The sequence below is a fragment of the Nocardia sp. NPDC059229 genome (assembly GCF_042754165.1).
Lineage (GTDB): Bacteria > Actinomycetota > Actinomycetes > Mycobacteriales > Mycobacteriaceae > Nocardia.
On record NZ_JBHZAK010000008.1, the window covers coordinates 172,900 to 187,325 of the forward strand.

General features: G+C 69.4%; 13 protein-coding genes. 6 read left to right on the forward strand and 7 right to left on the reverse strand.

Translation table 11 applies throughout. The features are described 5' to 3' along the window. Window positions 1-34: 34 nt before the first annotated feature. Window positions 35-1,321, forward strand: a complete 1,287-nt coding sequence (locus tag ACFXHE_RS20210) for a diguanylate cyclase domain-containing protein (RefSeq protein WP_379385092.1) — start codon at window positions 35-37, stop codon at window positions 1,319-1,321. Here ACFXHE_RS20210 and ACFXHE_RS20215 read toward each other — a convergent pair. Next, window positions 1,314-2,105: a 3-oxo-5-alpha-steroid 4-dehydrogenase gene (locus ACFXHE_RS20215; protein WP_364616770.1), complete on the reverse strand. Its 792-nt coding sequence runs from the start codon at window positions 2,103-2,105 to the stop codon at window positions 1,314-1,316. The two genes, ACFXHE_RS20210 and ACFXHE_RS20215, sit on opposite strands and share 8 nt — an antisense overlap. Window positions 2,106-2,229: 124 nt before the next feature. Here ACFXHE_RS20215 and ACFXHE_RS20220 point away from each other — a divergent pair, with 124 nt between their 5' ends. Next, on the forward strand, window positions 2,230-3,234 hold the full coding sequence (locus ACFXHE_RS20220; RefSeq protein ID WP_379385094.1) for a hypothetical protein: 1,005 nt from the start codon (window positions 2,230-2,232) through the stop codon (window positions 3,232-3,234). A 35-nt stretch (window positions 3,235-3,269) separates the two neighbouring features. On the opposite strand, the gene ACFXHE_RS20225 is transcribed toward ACFXHE_RS20220, so the two are convergent. Continuing rightward, window positions 3,270-4,688, reverse strand: coding sequence for a cytochrome P450 (locus ACFXHE_RS20225; protein WP_379385096.1), 1,419 nt, complete (start codon window positions 4,686-4,688; stop codon window positions 3,270-3,272). A gap of 70 nt (window positions 4,689-4,758) precedes the next feature. Here ACFXHE_RS20225 and ACFXHE_RS20230 point away from each other — a divergent pair, with 70 nt between their 5' ends. Further along, the gene (locus ACFXHE_RS20230) at window positions 4,759-5,406 is read left to right on the forward strand and encodes a TetR/AcrR family transcriptional regulator (protein ID WP_379385098.1); all 648 of its coding nucleotides are present in this window, start codon (window positions 4,759-4,761) and stop codon (window positions 5,404-5,406) included. A gap of 15 nt (window positions 5,407-5,421) precedes the next feature. On the opposite strand, the gene ACFXHE_RS20235 is transcribed toward ACFXHE_RS20230, so the two are convergent. Next, window positions 5,422-6,732 carry a phytoene desaturase family protein gene (locus tag ACFXHE_RS20235; RefSeq protein WP_379385100.1) on the reverse strand — a complete coding sequence of 437 codons (1,311 nt, stop codon included), beginning with the start codon at window positions 6,730-6,732 and terminating at the stop codon, window positions 5,422-5,424. A gap of 21 nt (window positions 6,733-6,753) precedes the next feature. Then, complete coding sequence (locus ACFXHE_RS20240) at window positions 6,754-7,617, reverse strand: SDR family oxidoreductase (RefSeq protein ID WP_379385102.1); 864 nt, start codon at window positions 7,615-7,617, stop codon at window positions 6,754-6,756. A gap of 114 nt (window positions 7,618-7,731) precedes the next feature. On the opposite strand from ACFXHE_RS20240, the gene ACFXHE_RS20245 reads away from it, so the two are divergent. Further along, window positions 7,732-8,727, forward strand: a complete 996-nt coding sequence (locus ACFXHE_RS20245; protein WP_379385104.1) for a 1-aminocyclopropane-1-carboxylate deaminase/D-cysteine desulfhydrase — start codon at window positions 7,732-7,734, stop codon at window positions 8,725-8,727. Between the two features lie 24 nt (window positions 8,728-8,751). On the opposite strand, the gene ACFXHE_RS20250 is transcribed toward ACFXHE_RS20245, so the two are convergent. Then, window positions 8,752-9,543 carry an SDR family oxidoreductase gene (locus ACFXHE_RS20250; protein WP_379385106.1) on the reverse strand — a complete coding sequence of 264 codons (792 nt, stop codon included), beginning with the start codon at window positions 9,541-9,543 and terminating at the stop codon, window positions 8,752-8,754. 125 nt (window positions 9,544-9,668) lie between these two features. Between ACFXHE_RS20250 and ACFXHE_RS20255 the strand changes: the two genes are divergently transcribed. Further along, entirely contained in the window at window positions 9,669-10,544 is an 876-nt protein-coding gene (locus tag ACFXHE_RS20255; protein WP_379385108.1) for an NAD-dependent protein deacetylase, read from the forward strand. Here ACFXHE_RS20255 and ACFXHE_RS20260 read toward each other — a convergent pair. Further along, entirely contained in the window at window positions 10,541-11,137 is a 597-nt protein-coding gene (locus ACFXHE_RS20260) for a TetR family transcriptional regulator (protein WP_379385110.1), read from the reverse strand. The genes ACFXHE_RS20255 and ACFXHE_RS20260 overlap by 4 nt on opposite strands. A 104-nt stretch (window positions 11,138-11,241) precedes the next feature. On the opposite strand from ACFXHE_RS20260, the gene ilvD reads away from it, so the two are divergent. Further along, complete coding sequence (ilvD, locus tag ACFXHE_RS20265) at window positions 11,242-13,095, forward strand: dihydroxy-acid dehydratase (RefSeq protein ID WP_379385112.1); 1,854 nt, start codon at window positions 11,242-11,244, stop codon at window positions 13,093-13,095. An 82-nt stretch (window positions 13,096-13,177) separates the two neighbouring features. Here the strand turns inward: ilvD and ACFXHE_RS20270 are convergent, their stop codons facing one another. Next, window positions 13,178-14,401 carry an acetyl-CoA acetyltransferase gene (locus ACFXHE_RS20270; RefSeq protein WP_379385114.1) on the reverse strand — a complete coding sequence of 408 codons (1,224 nt, stop codon included), beginning with the start codon at window positions 14,399-14,401 and terminating at the stop codon, window positions 13,178-13,180. Between the last annotated feature and the right edge of the window lie 25 nt (window positions 14,402-14,426).

A 14,426-nucleotide genomic window follows, 5' to 3' on the forward strand; every position in this document is an offset into this window, starting at 1 on the left:
GTGGTTCGGACGAGTCAGGGGCAGGGGGTCACCGGTGGCAGCACACGAGTTGGCGGTCCGATGGGCCGACGCTCTCGATGGCGCGGTCGCGCCGACGCTCACCCGGGCCCAGGTGGAGGACCTGCTCGACGGTTTCGGTGACCGCCTGATCGCGGCCGTGCGCGGCACCGGGGACATGTCGGTGGCACGGGAGGCGGCGGTCGCCCTGGTGGCCGCCAACTACCGCGACCCGCTGGCCGTGCACCGGTCGGTACTGGTGCTGTGCAAGGACCTGGTGACCGACGCCTGCCCCGACCCCGGCTGCGCGGATTACGGGCCGGTCCGCGATCGCGCCATCGAGCTGGCCGCGGAATTCGCCGCCGAGTTCACCGCCGGGCTGCGCAATGTGGCGCTGGCCGAACAGGAGACGACACTCGGCGCCGCCCTCACCGCGGTCCAGGAGGCCGAGGCACGCCGGCAGCTGTCGGAGGCGCGGTTCCAGGCCATCTTCGCGGGGGCGTCGGTGGGCATCGGCACCGTCGATGCCGCCACCGGCAAGGTGGTCGACGTCAACAATGCCTTCGCCGAAACCCTGGGCGTCCCCGCCGAGTCCATGCCCGGCCGCACCGTGGCCGACATTCTCGGCCCCGAGAACATCGGTGAGGCGTTCTCCCTGTTCCAGCGCCTGCTCTCCGGTGAGATCGACCGCTTCCGCTTCGAGACCCGGCACACCAAGCCGGACGGCACGCACACCATCATCGACCTGTCCATGACGGTGGTCCGCGACAGCGAAGGTAAGCCGCGCTTCCTGATCGGCGTCACCGTCGACGTCACCGACCGCAAGCAGCTCGCCGATCAGCTCTGGTACGACGCCCACCACGATTCGCTCACCGGCCTGCCCAACCGCCTGCTGTTCTTCGACCGTCTCGCCGCGGCCACGGGCCAGGTCGGGGTCTGCTACCTGGATCTGGACGGCTTCAAGGAGATCAACGACCGCCGCGGCCACACCGCCGGCGACCGGGTGCTGTGCGAGGTGGGCCAGCGGCTGCGCCGGGCCCTGCCGCCGAACGGGGTGGCGGCGCGGCTGGGCGGTGACGAGTTCATCGTCCTGGTCGAAAACTGCTCAGGTCAGGACGAATTGGACACCGTCGCGGACGGCCTGCTGGCCGCGCTGCGCGATCCGTTCGACGTGGCGGGGCTGCTGGTGCAGGTGGGCGCGAGCATCGGCACCGCGCTGGTGGACACCGATTCCACCGCCATCGACGAGCTCATGCACGCCGTGGACGTCGCCATGTACCGCGACAAGGCGCTGCGCCACGGCGCGCTCGGCGACCCTAGATGACGAACGGCACCAGCGCTTTTCGCTCCGCCGGGTAGTCCTCGAACTTCTCCCGGTACCAGGTGTGGGTGGCGAAGGCGCGCGGCACCAGGTTGCCGAAGGTGATCAGGAAGATGACCACGCCGGGCAGCGCCCAGGTGAGAATGGCGAATCCGGCCCAGGCGACCAGTTCGCCGAGATAGGTGGGGCTGGTGACGAATCGGAATCCCAGACCGTACGGGATCTTGTATTCCGTTGCCCCCGGGTTGTTCTTGTCGCGAAGATTCCGGACGATCCCCTCCGAGCTCACCAGTAGCGCGAAACCGCAGAGGTAGACGATCAGCCCGATGATGAAGCGCGGGTCGGTCAGCCAGTCCGTGCCGTACTGCCCGAGATAATCGTGGCTGAAGAGCGCACCATTGAGGTAGCCGTGCAACGCGGTCACGAACATGCCCATGCCGAGCACGGAAACATTGAAACTGCTGGTCTTGCCGGGCACTTGGCGAATGGAGAGGGGGAAGAACCAGCCGCGGTTGCCGTAGTGCAGAATCCAGATGGCCGCCAGCACCAGGGAAGTCGGCTCGAAGCGGCGCGGACCGCTGAGGTACGCGACGGCGAAGACCACGGTGGCCGGAATCTCCATCAACCACCAGCCGAGCTTCGGATTGAGATTGAGTCCGAGTTTGGCGGTGGCGAAGCGGCCGTAGGGACTCTGCCCGAAGAGGCCGCCGATCAGCACGAAAGCTGCGAACGCGAAAGCGATCGTGAGCACGGTGTCGTAGACGGTATTGCCGGTGTACCAGTTCATTCGCGGTCCTTCAGGTGGAAAAACTAGAACAGGTTCTACCACAGTGCACTGCCTGGCCGGTACCCACCGGCGGGCACGAAAGGTGGCCGGGGGGTAGTTTGGCGAGAACCCGGAGGGAGGCAAGGTGGGTTCGCAGGGATGGGATGTGCTGCTCGAATGGATGCCGTTTTTTCTCGAGGAGGACGAGGACGCCGACGAGTCCGGACTCGGATGGAACCCACGTTTCGTTCAGATTCGTGACGAACTCACCGGCCGCCGTGTGCATTTCGCGCAGCAGGGCACCGAGATCGAGGTGCTGATCGCCGTCCCCGACGACGCCGCCGAGGCCGAGGCGCTGCTGACCGTGCTGCGCGCCCAGCCCGACGGCACCTGGGATCCGGTGCCGCTGCCCTCGGAATCCGATGCCACCGCACCGGATCCGCAGTGGCGGGCCATGCAGCGGGTGCACCAGCAGCCGCGGCTGGCACGCGAATGGAGCACTGGATGGCAGCGCGGGGAGTCGGTCGATCATCGGCGCGGGGTGGCCGAATCCGTGGTGGCGGTGTTGCGCGACGGGCTCGACATGGACGGGGACCGGCTGCGTTTCGCCACCTGGAGCATGGACGCGCCCGGCAGCGGCAGCTACGGCCTGCCCGCCGACCGCCCCAGCGAGCGCGAGGCGCCGGTGGTGTGTTCGAACTGGGCCGACTTCGAGGACAGGCTGGACTGGGCGCTGACCACGCTGCCGTGGGACGGGGTGATCAACCTCAGCACCCCGCACCCCGGCCCGGATCCCTGCTTCGTCCAATTCCTGCACGGCAGGCAGCTTTTCAACGAGGCCAGCGGCTGGGATGTGGCCGGCCTGGGCGCGGGCGAGTTCGACCGGCGCATGCGCGAGCTGGGCTGGAGTTTCGCCCCGCACAGCGTGCCCGGCGGGGCGGCGCTCATCTGGGAGGGGCCGCTCGCCAAGGCCGGGTTCAATCCCAGCCTGGAGGGCGCGCCGCGGCGGACGGTGGCCACCTTCACCGAGGTGTTCACCGTCGGGCATCCGCAGGATCTGGTGTTCCGGGCGTTCCGCAACGGCCGCCGCCGCGATCCGGAATTGCGCTATCTGGATATCGAACTCGGGATTCCGCGCGACGTCCGGTGAGCCGCCATTCGGCGGTCGCCGGGGGCGGGTGAGGTTCAGAGCCGGCGCAGGCGGATCGGCAGGCCGTCCGCCGGCGTCGGGCCGGTACCGGCGACCAGGGGCACCTGATAGCCGTCCGGCACACTCCAGCGGTAGTTCAGCAGCATGCGGTGCATGGTGGCCTTGACGGTCATGCCGCCGAAGTACCGGCCGATGCACTTGTGCGCGCCGCCACCGAAGGGCGGCCAGGCGAAGCGGTGCGACTTGTCCTCGGCGCGTGCGGGATCGAAGCGTTCCGGATCGAACACGTCCGGGTCGTGCCAGTACTCCTCGCTGCGCATCATCGAATACGAGCCGACCATGATCAGCGCGCCCTTGGGGATGAAGTACCCGGCGATCTCGGTGTCCTCCAGCGCTTCTCGCACCATCTGGCCGACCGGGGCGTACATGCGCAGGGTCTCACGGAAGGCCATCTCCAGGGCGGGCAGCCGGTCCAGGTCGGCGTAGTCGAGGGTGGGCTTGCCCAGCGCCTCCGATTCCTCGCGCAGCCGCTGCTGCCATTCCGGGTGCCGGGCCAGCTCGTAGGCCAGCATGGAGATGGCCAGGGTGCTGGTGTCGTGGGCGGCCATCATGACGAAGATCATGTGGTCGACGATGTCGGCGTCGGTGAAGGATTCGCCGTCCTCGGTCTCGGCGTGGCAGAGCACGCTGAACAGGTCCTCGCCGTCGCCGGCGCGCTTGGCGGGCAGTTCCCGGCGGAAGTAGTCCTCGAGCAGCCGGCGGCCGCGCAGGCCCCGATTCCACACGCCGCCGGGCATATTGGTGCGGATGATGGCCTTGCCGCCGTGCACGGCGTCCTCGAAGGCCTGGGACAGGCGGGTGCCCTCGGGACCGAGTTCCGCGCCCGCGAAGACCACGGTGGCCTGTTCCAGCAGCATGCGCTTGACGTGGTCGTAGAGCGGGAAATCGGGGGCGGGTTGCCAGGAGTCGACGCCGCGCACAATGCGCGGGGTGGTGAGGTTGAGGTAGCCGATGAGCCGCGGGCGGGTGAAGGCCTGCTGCAGGATACGGCGGTGGTAGGCGTGATCGTCGAAGTCGCGCAGCAGGATTCCGCCGCGGAAGAACGGGCCGATGAGGAATTCCCAGCCCTGTTGCGCGGAGAGCACGTGCTTGCGGTCCAGCAGCACCTCCTCCACGGCGGCCGGGCTGCCGATGCCCACCACCTGCCGCCCGAAGACGCCCATCCACTGCACGGGGCCGTAGCGGCGCATGCGGTCGCGGCCGAAGGTGAGGGGGTCGGCGAGGGTGCTCACCACGTGGCCGATGCCGGGTGGGCCGTAGTCACCCATCACCGGCTCGAGCCCGCTGCCCGGCGGCGGTGTCGCGAGTGCCCGCGGCACGCTGGGATAGCGCTCCAGCACCCCGGCGGCGCGGCACTGAATTCGGTGGTTCACCACGGCTTTTCGCACAGCCATGCCTCAACGGTAGCGGAAACGATAGTTTCCGTAAACGGTCGTTTCCCGATTTCTGTGCCAAGCTGTCAGGGTGACGCGAGCTTTCAACGGGACCTATCGCGGCACCACGACCGACGAGCGTCGGGAGCAGCGCCGGCGACGGCTGCTGGACGCGGCCCTCGAGATCGTCGGCACGCAGGGGCTGGCCGCGCTCACCGTGCGCGGGGTGTGCGAGCAGGCGAAGGTGGGGCCGCGCTTCTTCTACGAATCCTTCACCGGTCTGGACGCGCTGGCCTCCGCGCTGCTGGACGAGGTGCAGGGCGCGGCCCTCGAGCAGGCTCGCACGGCCATGACCGAGACCCCCGGCGGGCCCGAGGAGAAGCTGCGGGCCGGGGTGGCGGCGCTCATCGTCACGGTGACCGACGATCCGCGTCGGGCGAACATCGCCTTCGCGCAGGCCTACGGCAGCGAGATGCTCATGCGCCGCCGCTTCGAGGGCATGCGCCGGGTGGCGCAGCTGCTCATCGAGCAGACGCGGGTGCTGCTCGACATTCCCGAGGGCGACGACACCGCCCTGACCGCACTGGCTCAGCTGATCACCGGTGGCGCGGCCGAGCTGATCCTGGTGTGGCTCGACGGCGGCCTGAAGGTGGAGCGGCCCGTCCTGATCGGGATCGTCGCGGATTACGTTGTGGCCATGGTGGACCGGCTCCCCGGAATTACCGAGCAGCTCGGCTGAGCGGGTCCGGCGAACTCAGGACGCGCGGCGTCCGATGCCGCTGGCGATGATCTCGTCGACGACGATCTTCGCGGTCTCGGTGCAGGCGGTGATGCCGCCGTTGGCGTACTCCTTGACCGCGTCGCCGACGTTCCAGAGATTCGCGATCGGGGTGTCGTGGGGTAGGTCGTAGCCGGCGACCGTGCGCTGGGGTGGCCAGTCGTCGCGGGTGACGGCGATGGACAGGATGCGGGCCGTGTCGAAGCCCGGGATCTCCTCGCGCAGATCCTGGAGCACGAGCGCGGTTTCGGCCTCGGAGTCGAAGTCGCCCACCGATGGCTTGGGCACCCCGGTGCCGACGTAGAGGTGCCAGCCCTCGGGGGCCATCTCCGGGCAGGTGGCGGTGAAGTTGGCGACGTAGCACAGCCGCCTGGTGCGGGCGAAGCTGAGCAGGCCGGGCGCGTCGATGAGCGGTTCCCGGCTGGCGAAGTTGACCGAGATCATGGCGCAGGGCAGATCGCGTTGCAGCACCGAGCCGACATAGTCGGACGGAAAGTGTTCGGGGCCAACGAGATCCAGTGTGGCCGACGGGCCGATGTCGCTGACCGCGAAAGCGCAGGAGACATCGGAGGTTTCACCCTCGTGCCGGATGCGCGCCCCGACGACGCGATCGTCCTCGACGAGCAGCTGCTGCACCTCGCTGCCCAGACGCACCTGTCCCCCATTGCGTTCCACCACCTCCGCCAAGGCCTTCCAGATGCCGATGGTGCCCTCCGGGCAGAAACCGAGCTTCTTGAACGCGGACGCGCGGGTGAAGTAGGTGAGGAATACGCGCGCGGGGAGCTCCTCGGAACCGACGGCGAAGATCGAGCCGCACATATTGCGGAAGATGCCTTGCACCGCATCATTTTTGGTGTATCGCCGCACCCAGTCGGCGGTGGACAGTTCCCGGTCGGGCAGCCCGCCGTCGGCGCGGGCCGCGCCGATTCCGGTGAGCAGCTTGGCCCCCTGGCGGGTCAGCTGGGAGATGAGCAGCCCCCAGCCGCCGCTGGTGACATCCACGTCACGGCCGTTGATGCGGTACAGGATCGGCGGATCCGCCGGGCGCACTTCGAATTTCGCGCCCACCTCCTCGAAGGTCCGTTCGGTGATGCCGCCGAGTTCGACGACCACCGCGCCGGTGTTGACGATGAAACCGTCGAGTTCGGTGGTGGAGGCTCGTCCGCCGATCCGGTCCAGGCGTTCGACCACCAGGGTGCGGTAGCCGTGGTGCGAGAGCCGGGCGGCCGCGCACAGCCCGCCCGCTCCGGCTCCGACAATCAGTGCGTCCCACGTGTTCTCGCTCATGGCGAGGCTCCTCGGGCAGGCTCAGCCCGCTGGGTTCACCCCGGGCCGAGCGTCGGACATATCGGTAATACGGCTCCAATTCTCCCGCACCTGGTCCACCGTCGGGACCTCACTGAAGAACACGGGCTGGTTGGCGAACAGCTGGGCGCGCTGCACCGAGCCGCCGCCGACCACCAGCACCATGCCGGAGTCGGTGCAGTCCTCGCTCATCAGGTGGCCGACGATGGGCGCGACCTGGGCCGGCGGCAGCTTCTCGAGCATCTCGGCCGAGGCGATGTCGGCGGTCATGCGGGTGGCGGCCATGGGCGCGACGGCATTGACGGTGATGTCGTACTTGCGGCCTTCGATGGCGAGGGTGTTCATCATGCCGACCAGGCCGAGTTTGGCTGCGCCGTAATTCGCCTGGCCGAAGTTGCCGTACAGGCCGGAGGTGGAGGTGGCCATGACGACGCGACCGAAACCCTGTTCGCGGAAGTGCGGCCAGGCGGCGTGGGTGACGTAGAACGAGCCGAACAGGTGCACGCGCTGCACGGCCTCGAAGGCCTCGGGGGTCATCTTCACGAAGCTCGTGTCGCGCAGGATGCCCGCGTTGTTGACCACGCCGTGCACCGCACCGAAGCTGTCGATCGCGGTCTGGACCAGTGCCTTCGCACCCTCCTCGGTGGCGACGCTGTCGTAGTTGGCGACCGCGGTGCCGCCGGCCGCACGGATCTCCTCGACCACGGCGTCGGCCATATTGTGCCCGGATCCGGAGCCGTCGCGCGCACCGCCGAGGTCGTTGACGACGACCAGCGCGCCCTCGCGGGCGAGCAACAACGCGTACTCCCGGCCCAGTCCGCCACCGGCTCCGGTGACAATGACGACGCGATCGGTTACACCAGGCATGAAATCTCCTTGCCGAAGTTAATGACAGTTCGGAACGTAGCAGGAGCGAATTCGGCGCCCGTGTGCTGCCCGCCACACTCGTCGAAAAACTGGACAGTCGATAGGGTTGGCGTGATGACCCCGCACCTGCACCGCCGCTACCCCGAGCTCCAGCGGACCCTGCCCCACGTGAGGCTGGGGACCGGCCCGACGCCGGTGCGGAGACTGGAGGCGCTCGACACGGCGGGCGCGGACATCTGGCTCAAGGACGACAGCGCTTTCGGTGACGGCGGCTGGGGCGGCAACAAGGTCCGCAAGCTGGAATGGCTGCTGCCCGACGCACTGCACCGGCGGCGGACCACCATCGTGACGGTGGGCGGACTGGGCACCAACTGGGGACTGGCAACCGCGCTGTACGGGCGCGAACACGGGCTGAAAACCGTACTGGCGCTGGTGGATCAGCCGGTCGACGAGCATGTGCGGGCGCAACTCGAGCGATTGCGGGCCTCGGGAGCCGAGCTGCACTTCACCCACACCAAGGCGCGCACCATCCTGAGTGCTCCGTATCTGCTGGCCCGGCATTTCACCGGCCTGCGACCGCCCTACTTCCTGCCCGCGGGCGGGTCGTCCCCGGTGGGCGCGCTCGGATATGTCGAGGCCGCACTGGAATTGGCGGATCAGGTGCGCACCGGGGAGCTCCCGGAGCCGGGCCACATCGTGATCCCGGTCGGGTCGGGCGGGACGGCGGCGGGGCTGTCACTCGGATTGCGGCTGGCCGGACTGCGGACGCGGGTCGTGGGTGTGGTCGTGAACGACACGCTGCGCCTCGACGAACCGGCGCTCGCCAAGCTGGCGGGCCGTACCGAGCGGCTGCTGCGGGCCCGCGGGGCACGGTTACCCGAGAACCTCTCCCCCACCGGCAATCTGGATATCGTCACCGATTACCTCGGTCCGGGATACGGCTATCCGATGCCGGAAGCAGCTACGGCACAGGCGCTTTCGGAGGATCGGGAGCACATGCGGCTGGAGCCGGTCTACACCGCGAAGGCCATGGCCGCACTGCTGGACATGAACGCGCACGGCCGGTTCGACGGTCCGGTGGTGTACTTGAACACCAACGGACCGCGCTGACACCGGTTTCCGCATGTCGTCCGCTCACGCGGCCGCGAGCTTGGCGGCCAGGAATTCCTCCCAGGTGCGGCCGCCGACGGCGTGCTCGGGGGTGAGGTTGCCGCCCGCGGCGTAGGCGCGGGCCGCCTTGCCCGGGACCTTCATGGTGAGGACCGGGCGGTGGCGGCCGGTGGCCTCCAGGTAGCTGCGCTCGAGTTCCTTCATGGTGTAGATGCGCGGGCCGCCGATCTCGTCGACCAGGCCCGCGGGCTCGCCCAGGGCCAGTTCCACCAATCGCGCTGCCACCTCGGCGGTTTCGATGGGCTGGAAGCGGAAGTCGAAGACCGGCACCAGGGGCATCCTGCCCAGCGCCGAGACCATGGCGAAGAGCAGGTCGTGGAACTGGGTGGCGCGCAGAGTGGTCCACGGCAGGCCCGAATTCTCCACCACCAGTTCGGCTTCCCGCTTCGATGCCATGTAGGCCATGGTCTGGCGGTCGATGGCGCTCTCAACGGGGATCCGGTCCGCGCCGACCACCGAGATGTAGATCAGGTGCGGGAACACGCCCGCGGCCTGGATGGCCTCGACCAGGGTGCGCGCCTTCTCACCGTCGCCCTTGGTGGTGCCCGCCAGATGCAGGACGGTGTCGACGCCGGCGACCGCCTCGGCAATGCCCGCGCCGGTCTGCAGGTCGCCGGCCACGTACTCGATGCCGTCCTGCGCCGCCCGCGCGGTGCGGCTCAGCACGCGCAGGTGCACGCCGGCCTCCCGCAGCAGCGGGGTGACCAGGCTGCCCAGGGTGCCGGTGCCGCCGGTGACCAGAACCGTCTTCGCCATGACGACCATCTCCTTCGTCTCGCGCCGCCGCTGTGGTGGCGTCCTGCCAAGGAGACGACGCAGGGCCGGCGGGTGTGACACGACGTGACCGGCGGCACCCGGCGGATGCGTCGTAGGCTGGCCGCATGCCCGATTCCGGTTCCACGCAGCAGCTCGATCGCCTGCTGGACCTGGTCTCCGGGCGCCGGGTCGCGGTGCTCACCGGTGCGGGCATCTCCACCGACAGCGGCATCCCCGACTACCGCAGCCCCGGCGCACCGCCTCGGACGCCGATGACGTATCAGCAGTTCGTCGGCGATCCCGTATTCCGCCAACGCTATTGGGCCCGCAATCATGTGGGCTGGCGGCGGATGGACGCGGCCCGGCCGAATCCGTCGCATCGCGCGCTGGCCCGCCTGGAACGGGCGGGCATCGTCACCGGGTTGCTCACCCAGAACGTGGATCTGCTGCACACCAAGGCCGGTCATCGCCGGGTGATCGACCTGCACGGCGTCTACGCCCGGGTCCGGTGCCTCACCTGCGACGCGCTCACCTCCCGCATGGCATTGGCCGAGCGGCTCGAGGCCGCCAATCCCGGCTTCGCCGAATCGGTTCCCCTCGACGGTCTCGAGATCGCGCCCGACGCCGACGCGGTCGTGGCCGACACCGGCTCATTCAGGATGGTCGACTGCCTGCACTGCGGCGGCCTCCTCAAACCGGACATCGTCTACTTCGGGGAGTCCGTCCCCAAGCCCCGCGTCGCCGCCGCCTTCGACCTGGTCGACGCTGCCGGCGTCCTGCTGGTCGTCGGCTCCTCGCTGACGGTCATGTCGGGCCTGCGCTTCGCCCGCCGCACCGCCAAGTCGGGACGTCCGGTCGTCATCGTCAACCGCGGCCGCACCCGCGCCCACGATCTCGCCGCCCTCACCCTCGATACCGGCTGCGCGCCGGTCCTCACCGCCCTCGCGGATGCGCTCGCCCCCGGCGAGGCCGGGGCCCGAAGAGAATTGGCGCGGCGCTAGTCCCGTACCTCGAGTCGGCGCACCAGGGTGACCAGGGCTGCTCGCAGGGCGTCGGGGTCATCGGTGTCCGCGCCGAGGATCATCCGGACCACCTGCGGGGCGGCGAACCACCAGGCGGCCAGGGCCGCGACCGCGTACAGCAGGTAGCCGGGCGCGACGTCGCCGGGGAGGGTCCCGGCCCGCTGGGCGGCCGCCAGCGCGGCGACCTTGTCCGCGTAGTGCGAGGCGCGGGCGGACTCGCCCGGCAGCTGACCGTCCTGCGGTTGCAGCCCTTCCCAGTACATGAGGCGCAGGAACTGCGGGTGGGTGCGGTGGAAGTCGAAAACGTGCCCGGCGTACTCGGCCAGGTCGCCGGCCTTGTCGGCGGTCAGCGGGCTGGCGGCGGCAAGCTGCTCGAGCTGATCGGTGAGCACGGCCTCGAACAGGCCCCGCTTGTCGCCGAAGTACTGGTAGATGCGTTCCTTGTTGATCCCGGCGCGGGCCGCGATGGCGTTCACCCGGGCGCCGTCGGGTCCGCGTTCGGCGAACTCGAGTACCGCCGCCTCGAGCAGCAGCCGTCTGGTCCTCTCGGTATCCCACGCCATGGCGTCCATCCAACCATCTCCAACCACACGGTTGCGGTTGGGCCCACGGTCGTGGCAAAATCCAACCACACGGTTGCAACCATCTGGTTGCAGATTGAGGAGGAGGTGGCATCGTGCCCGAGTTGCGCTCCCGCACGGTTACGCACGGACGGAACATGGCCGGGGCCCGCGCCCTCATGCGGGCCAGCGGCGTGCCCTCGGCGGATATCGGCCGCAAGCCCGTCATCGCGATCGCGAACAGCTTCACGGAGTTCGTGCCGGGCCACACCCACCTCCAGCCGGTCGGCCGCATGGTCTCCGACGCGGTGCGGGCGGCGGGCGGTATCGCGCGGGAGTTCAACACCATCGCGGTCGATGACGGAATCGCCATGGGGCACAGCGGCATGCTGTACTCGCTGCCGTCCCGGGACCTGATCGCGGATTCGATCGAGTACATGGTGAACGCGCACTGCGCCGACGCGCTGGTGTGCATCTCCAACTGCGACAAGATCACCCCGGGCATGCTCATGGCGGCCCTGCGACTGAACATCCCGACGGTGTTCGTCTCCGGCGGACCGATGGAGGGCGGTACCGCGGTGCTGGTCGACGGCACGGTGCGCAGCCGGCTCGACCTCATCGTCACCATGGCCGAGGCGGTCTCGCCCGAGGTGTCCGACGCGGATCTGGAGCGCATCGAGGAGAACGCCTGCCCGACCTGCGGCTCGTGCGCGGGCATGTTCACCGCCAACTCCATGAACTGCCTCACCGAGGCGCTGGGCCTGGCGCTGCCGGGCAACGGCACCACGCTGGCCACCCACACCGCGCGGGCCGAGCTGTACCGGGCGGCGGGACGCACGATCATGGACCTGGCGCGCCGCTACTACGACGAGGACGATGCCTCGGTCCTGCCCCGGAATATCGCCTCCCACAAGGCCTTCGACAATGCGATCGCCTTGGACCTGGCCATGGGCGGATCCACCAACACGGTGCTGCACCTGCTCGCGGCGGCGCAGGAGGCCGGGCTGGACTACACGCTCACCGATATCGAGAAGATGTCGTTGCAGGTGCCGTGCCTGTGCAAGGTGGCGCCCAATGGCGACTATCTGATCGAGGACGTGCACCGCGCGGGCGGCATCCCGGCGCTGCTCGGCGAGCTGAACCGGGCCGGACTGCTGCACCGCGATGTGCATGCGGTGCACGCGGATTCACTCGACGCGTGGCTGGCCGAGTGGGACGTGCGCGCCGAGCGCCCCTCCGCGGCGGCGCGGGAGCTGTTCCACGCCGCTCCCGGCGGCAAGCGGTCGGCCAGCGCCTTCTCCCAGTCCGAGCGCTGGCACACCCTCGATCTGGATGCCGCGGCGGGCTGCATTCGCGATGTCGCCCATGCCCATTCGCGCGACGGCGGCCTCGCGGTGTTGCGCGGCAACCTGTCTCCCGACGGTGCGGTGGTGAAGTCCGCGGGCGTGGCCGCGCACATGCACACCTTCACCGGTCCCGCTGTGGTGGTGGAGTCGCAGGAGGATGCGGTCGAGGCGATCCTGTCGGGCCGGATCAAGGCCGGTGACGTGCTGGTCATCCGCTACGAGGGTCCGCGCGGCGGGCCGGGCATGCAGGAAATGCTGTATCCGACTTCGTATCTCAAGGGCCTGGGCCTGGCCCAGAAGTGCGCGCTGATCACCGACGGCCGCTTCTCGGGCGGTTCCTCCGGCTGCTCCATCGGCCACATCTCCCCCGAGGCGGCGGCCGGTGGCCCGCTGGCGCTGGTCGAGGACGGCGACACCATCACCATCGACATCCCGTCGCGCTCCCTCACCCTCCACGTCGACGACGCCGAATTGGCCACCCGCCGCGAGGAATTGGAGATGAACAGCGGCTACCGGCCGCGCAACCGCCAGCGTGAGATCTCGCTGGCATTGAAAACCTATGCCCTGCTGGCCACCTCGGCCGACCGGGGCGCAGTGCGCGACCCCGCCAAACTCGCCGGGTGAGAGCCGAACTCGCCACGCGAAAGATGACCCCGGTGCGCAGCGCTCGCGTCCGGCGCGGCGGCAGCTCCGTGCCCTACCGGGGTCAGTCGGCCACGGATTCGACGATGAAGCTCGCGACCGTGGTGGTGCTGCCCCCGATGTTCACGGTGCCGTAGCGGGTGACGCCGGGGAGCTGGCAGTCGCCTGCCCGGCCGGTGACCTGCTGGTACGCGTCGAGAAGCATGCGGACGCCGGTCGCGCCGACCGGGTGGCCGATGCCGATCAGCCCGCCGCCCGGGTTGATCGGCAGGCTGCCGGTGCGGGTGATGTCGCCGGATTCCACGGCCTTCCAGCTCTCGCCGGGTGCGGTGAGGCCGAGGTGGTCGATGGCCACGTACTCCGACATGGAGAAGCAGTCGTGGACCTCGAGGCCGCCGAGCTGGTGGATATCGGCCAGACCGGCGCGGGACAGCGCGTCGAGGACCGCGGTGCGCAGGTGCGGGAAGACATAGGGTTCGGCGGCGGAGGCGCGGAACTTCGCGTCGAGCGAAAGGCCGACGGTGCGGTGGCCCCAGCCCGAGATCAGCGCGGTGGTGCCGGGGCGGATGGTGCTGTGCCGCTGCAGGAACCGGTCCGAGACGAGTATCACGGCTGCCGCGCCGTCGGTCATCTGGCTGCAGTCCTGGCGGCGCAGGACGCCGGCCACCGGCGGGTTGGCGGTGTCGTCGGCGGTGAAGCTCGCGTCGGTGTAGGACCAATTCCTGGTCTGGGCACGGGGATTCGAGCGGGCATTCGCGACATTGAGCGCGCTGATGGCGCGCAGGTGCGCGGGGTCGAGGCCGTAGCGCCGGTCGTATTCGACCGCGATGGCGGCGAACTGGGTCGGCCAGACCAGGTCGGTGTCCTGCGTCTCGTGGCCCGCCCAGGCCGCCGCGCCCATGTAGGCGGCCGCCTGCCCGCCCGGGACGGTCTTCTCCAGCTCGGCGCCGATCACGAGTGCGCAGTCGTAGCGGCCGGATTCGAGATCGGCCATGGCGGCGAGGGCGGCCATGCTGCCGGAGGCGCAGGCGGCCTCGTGGCGGGCGGCCGGAATGCCCCACAGCTCCGGATGGATGGTGGCGGGCATGCCGCCGAGCTGGCCTTGCCCGGTGAACAGTTGACCGAAGGCATTGCCGACGTGGATCACCTCGATCGCGGTGGCGTCGAGGCGGACGGCGGCGAGCGTCTCGTCCAGAACGGTGCGGATCAGGGCGTCGAAGCCGAGGCCGACGCGGTGCCAGTTGACGGCGAAATCGGTTTGGCCGCCGCCCAGAATGTGCACGGACACGGGTCCTCCTGCGATCGAAGAGTGG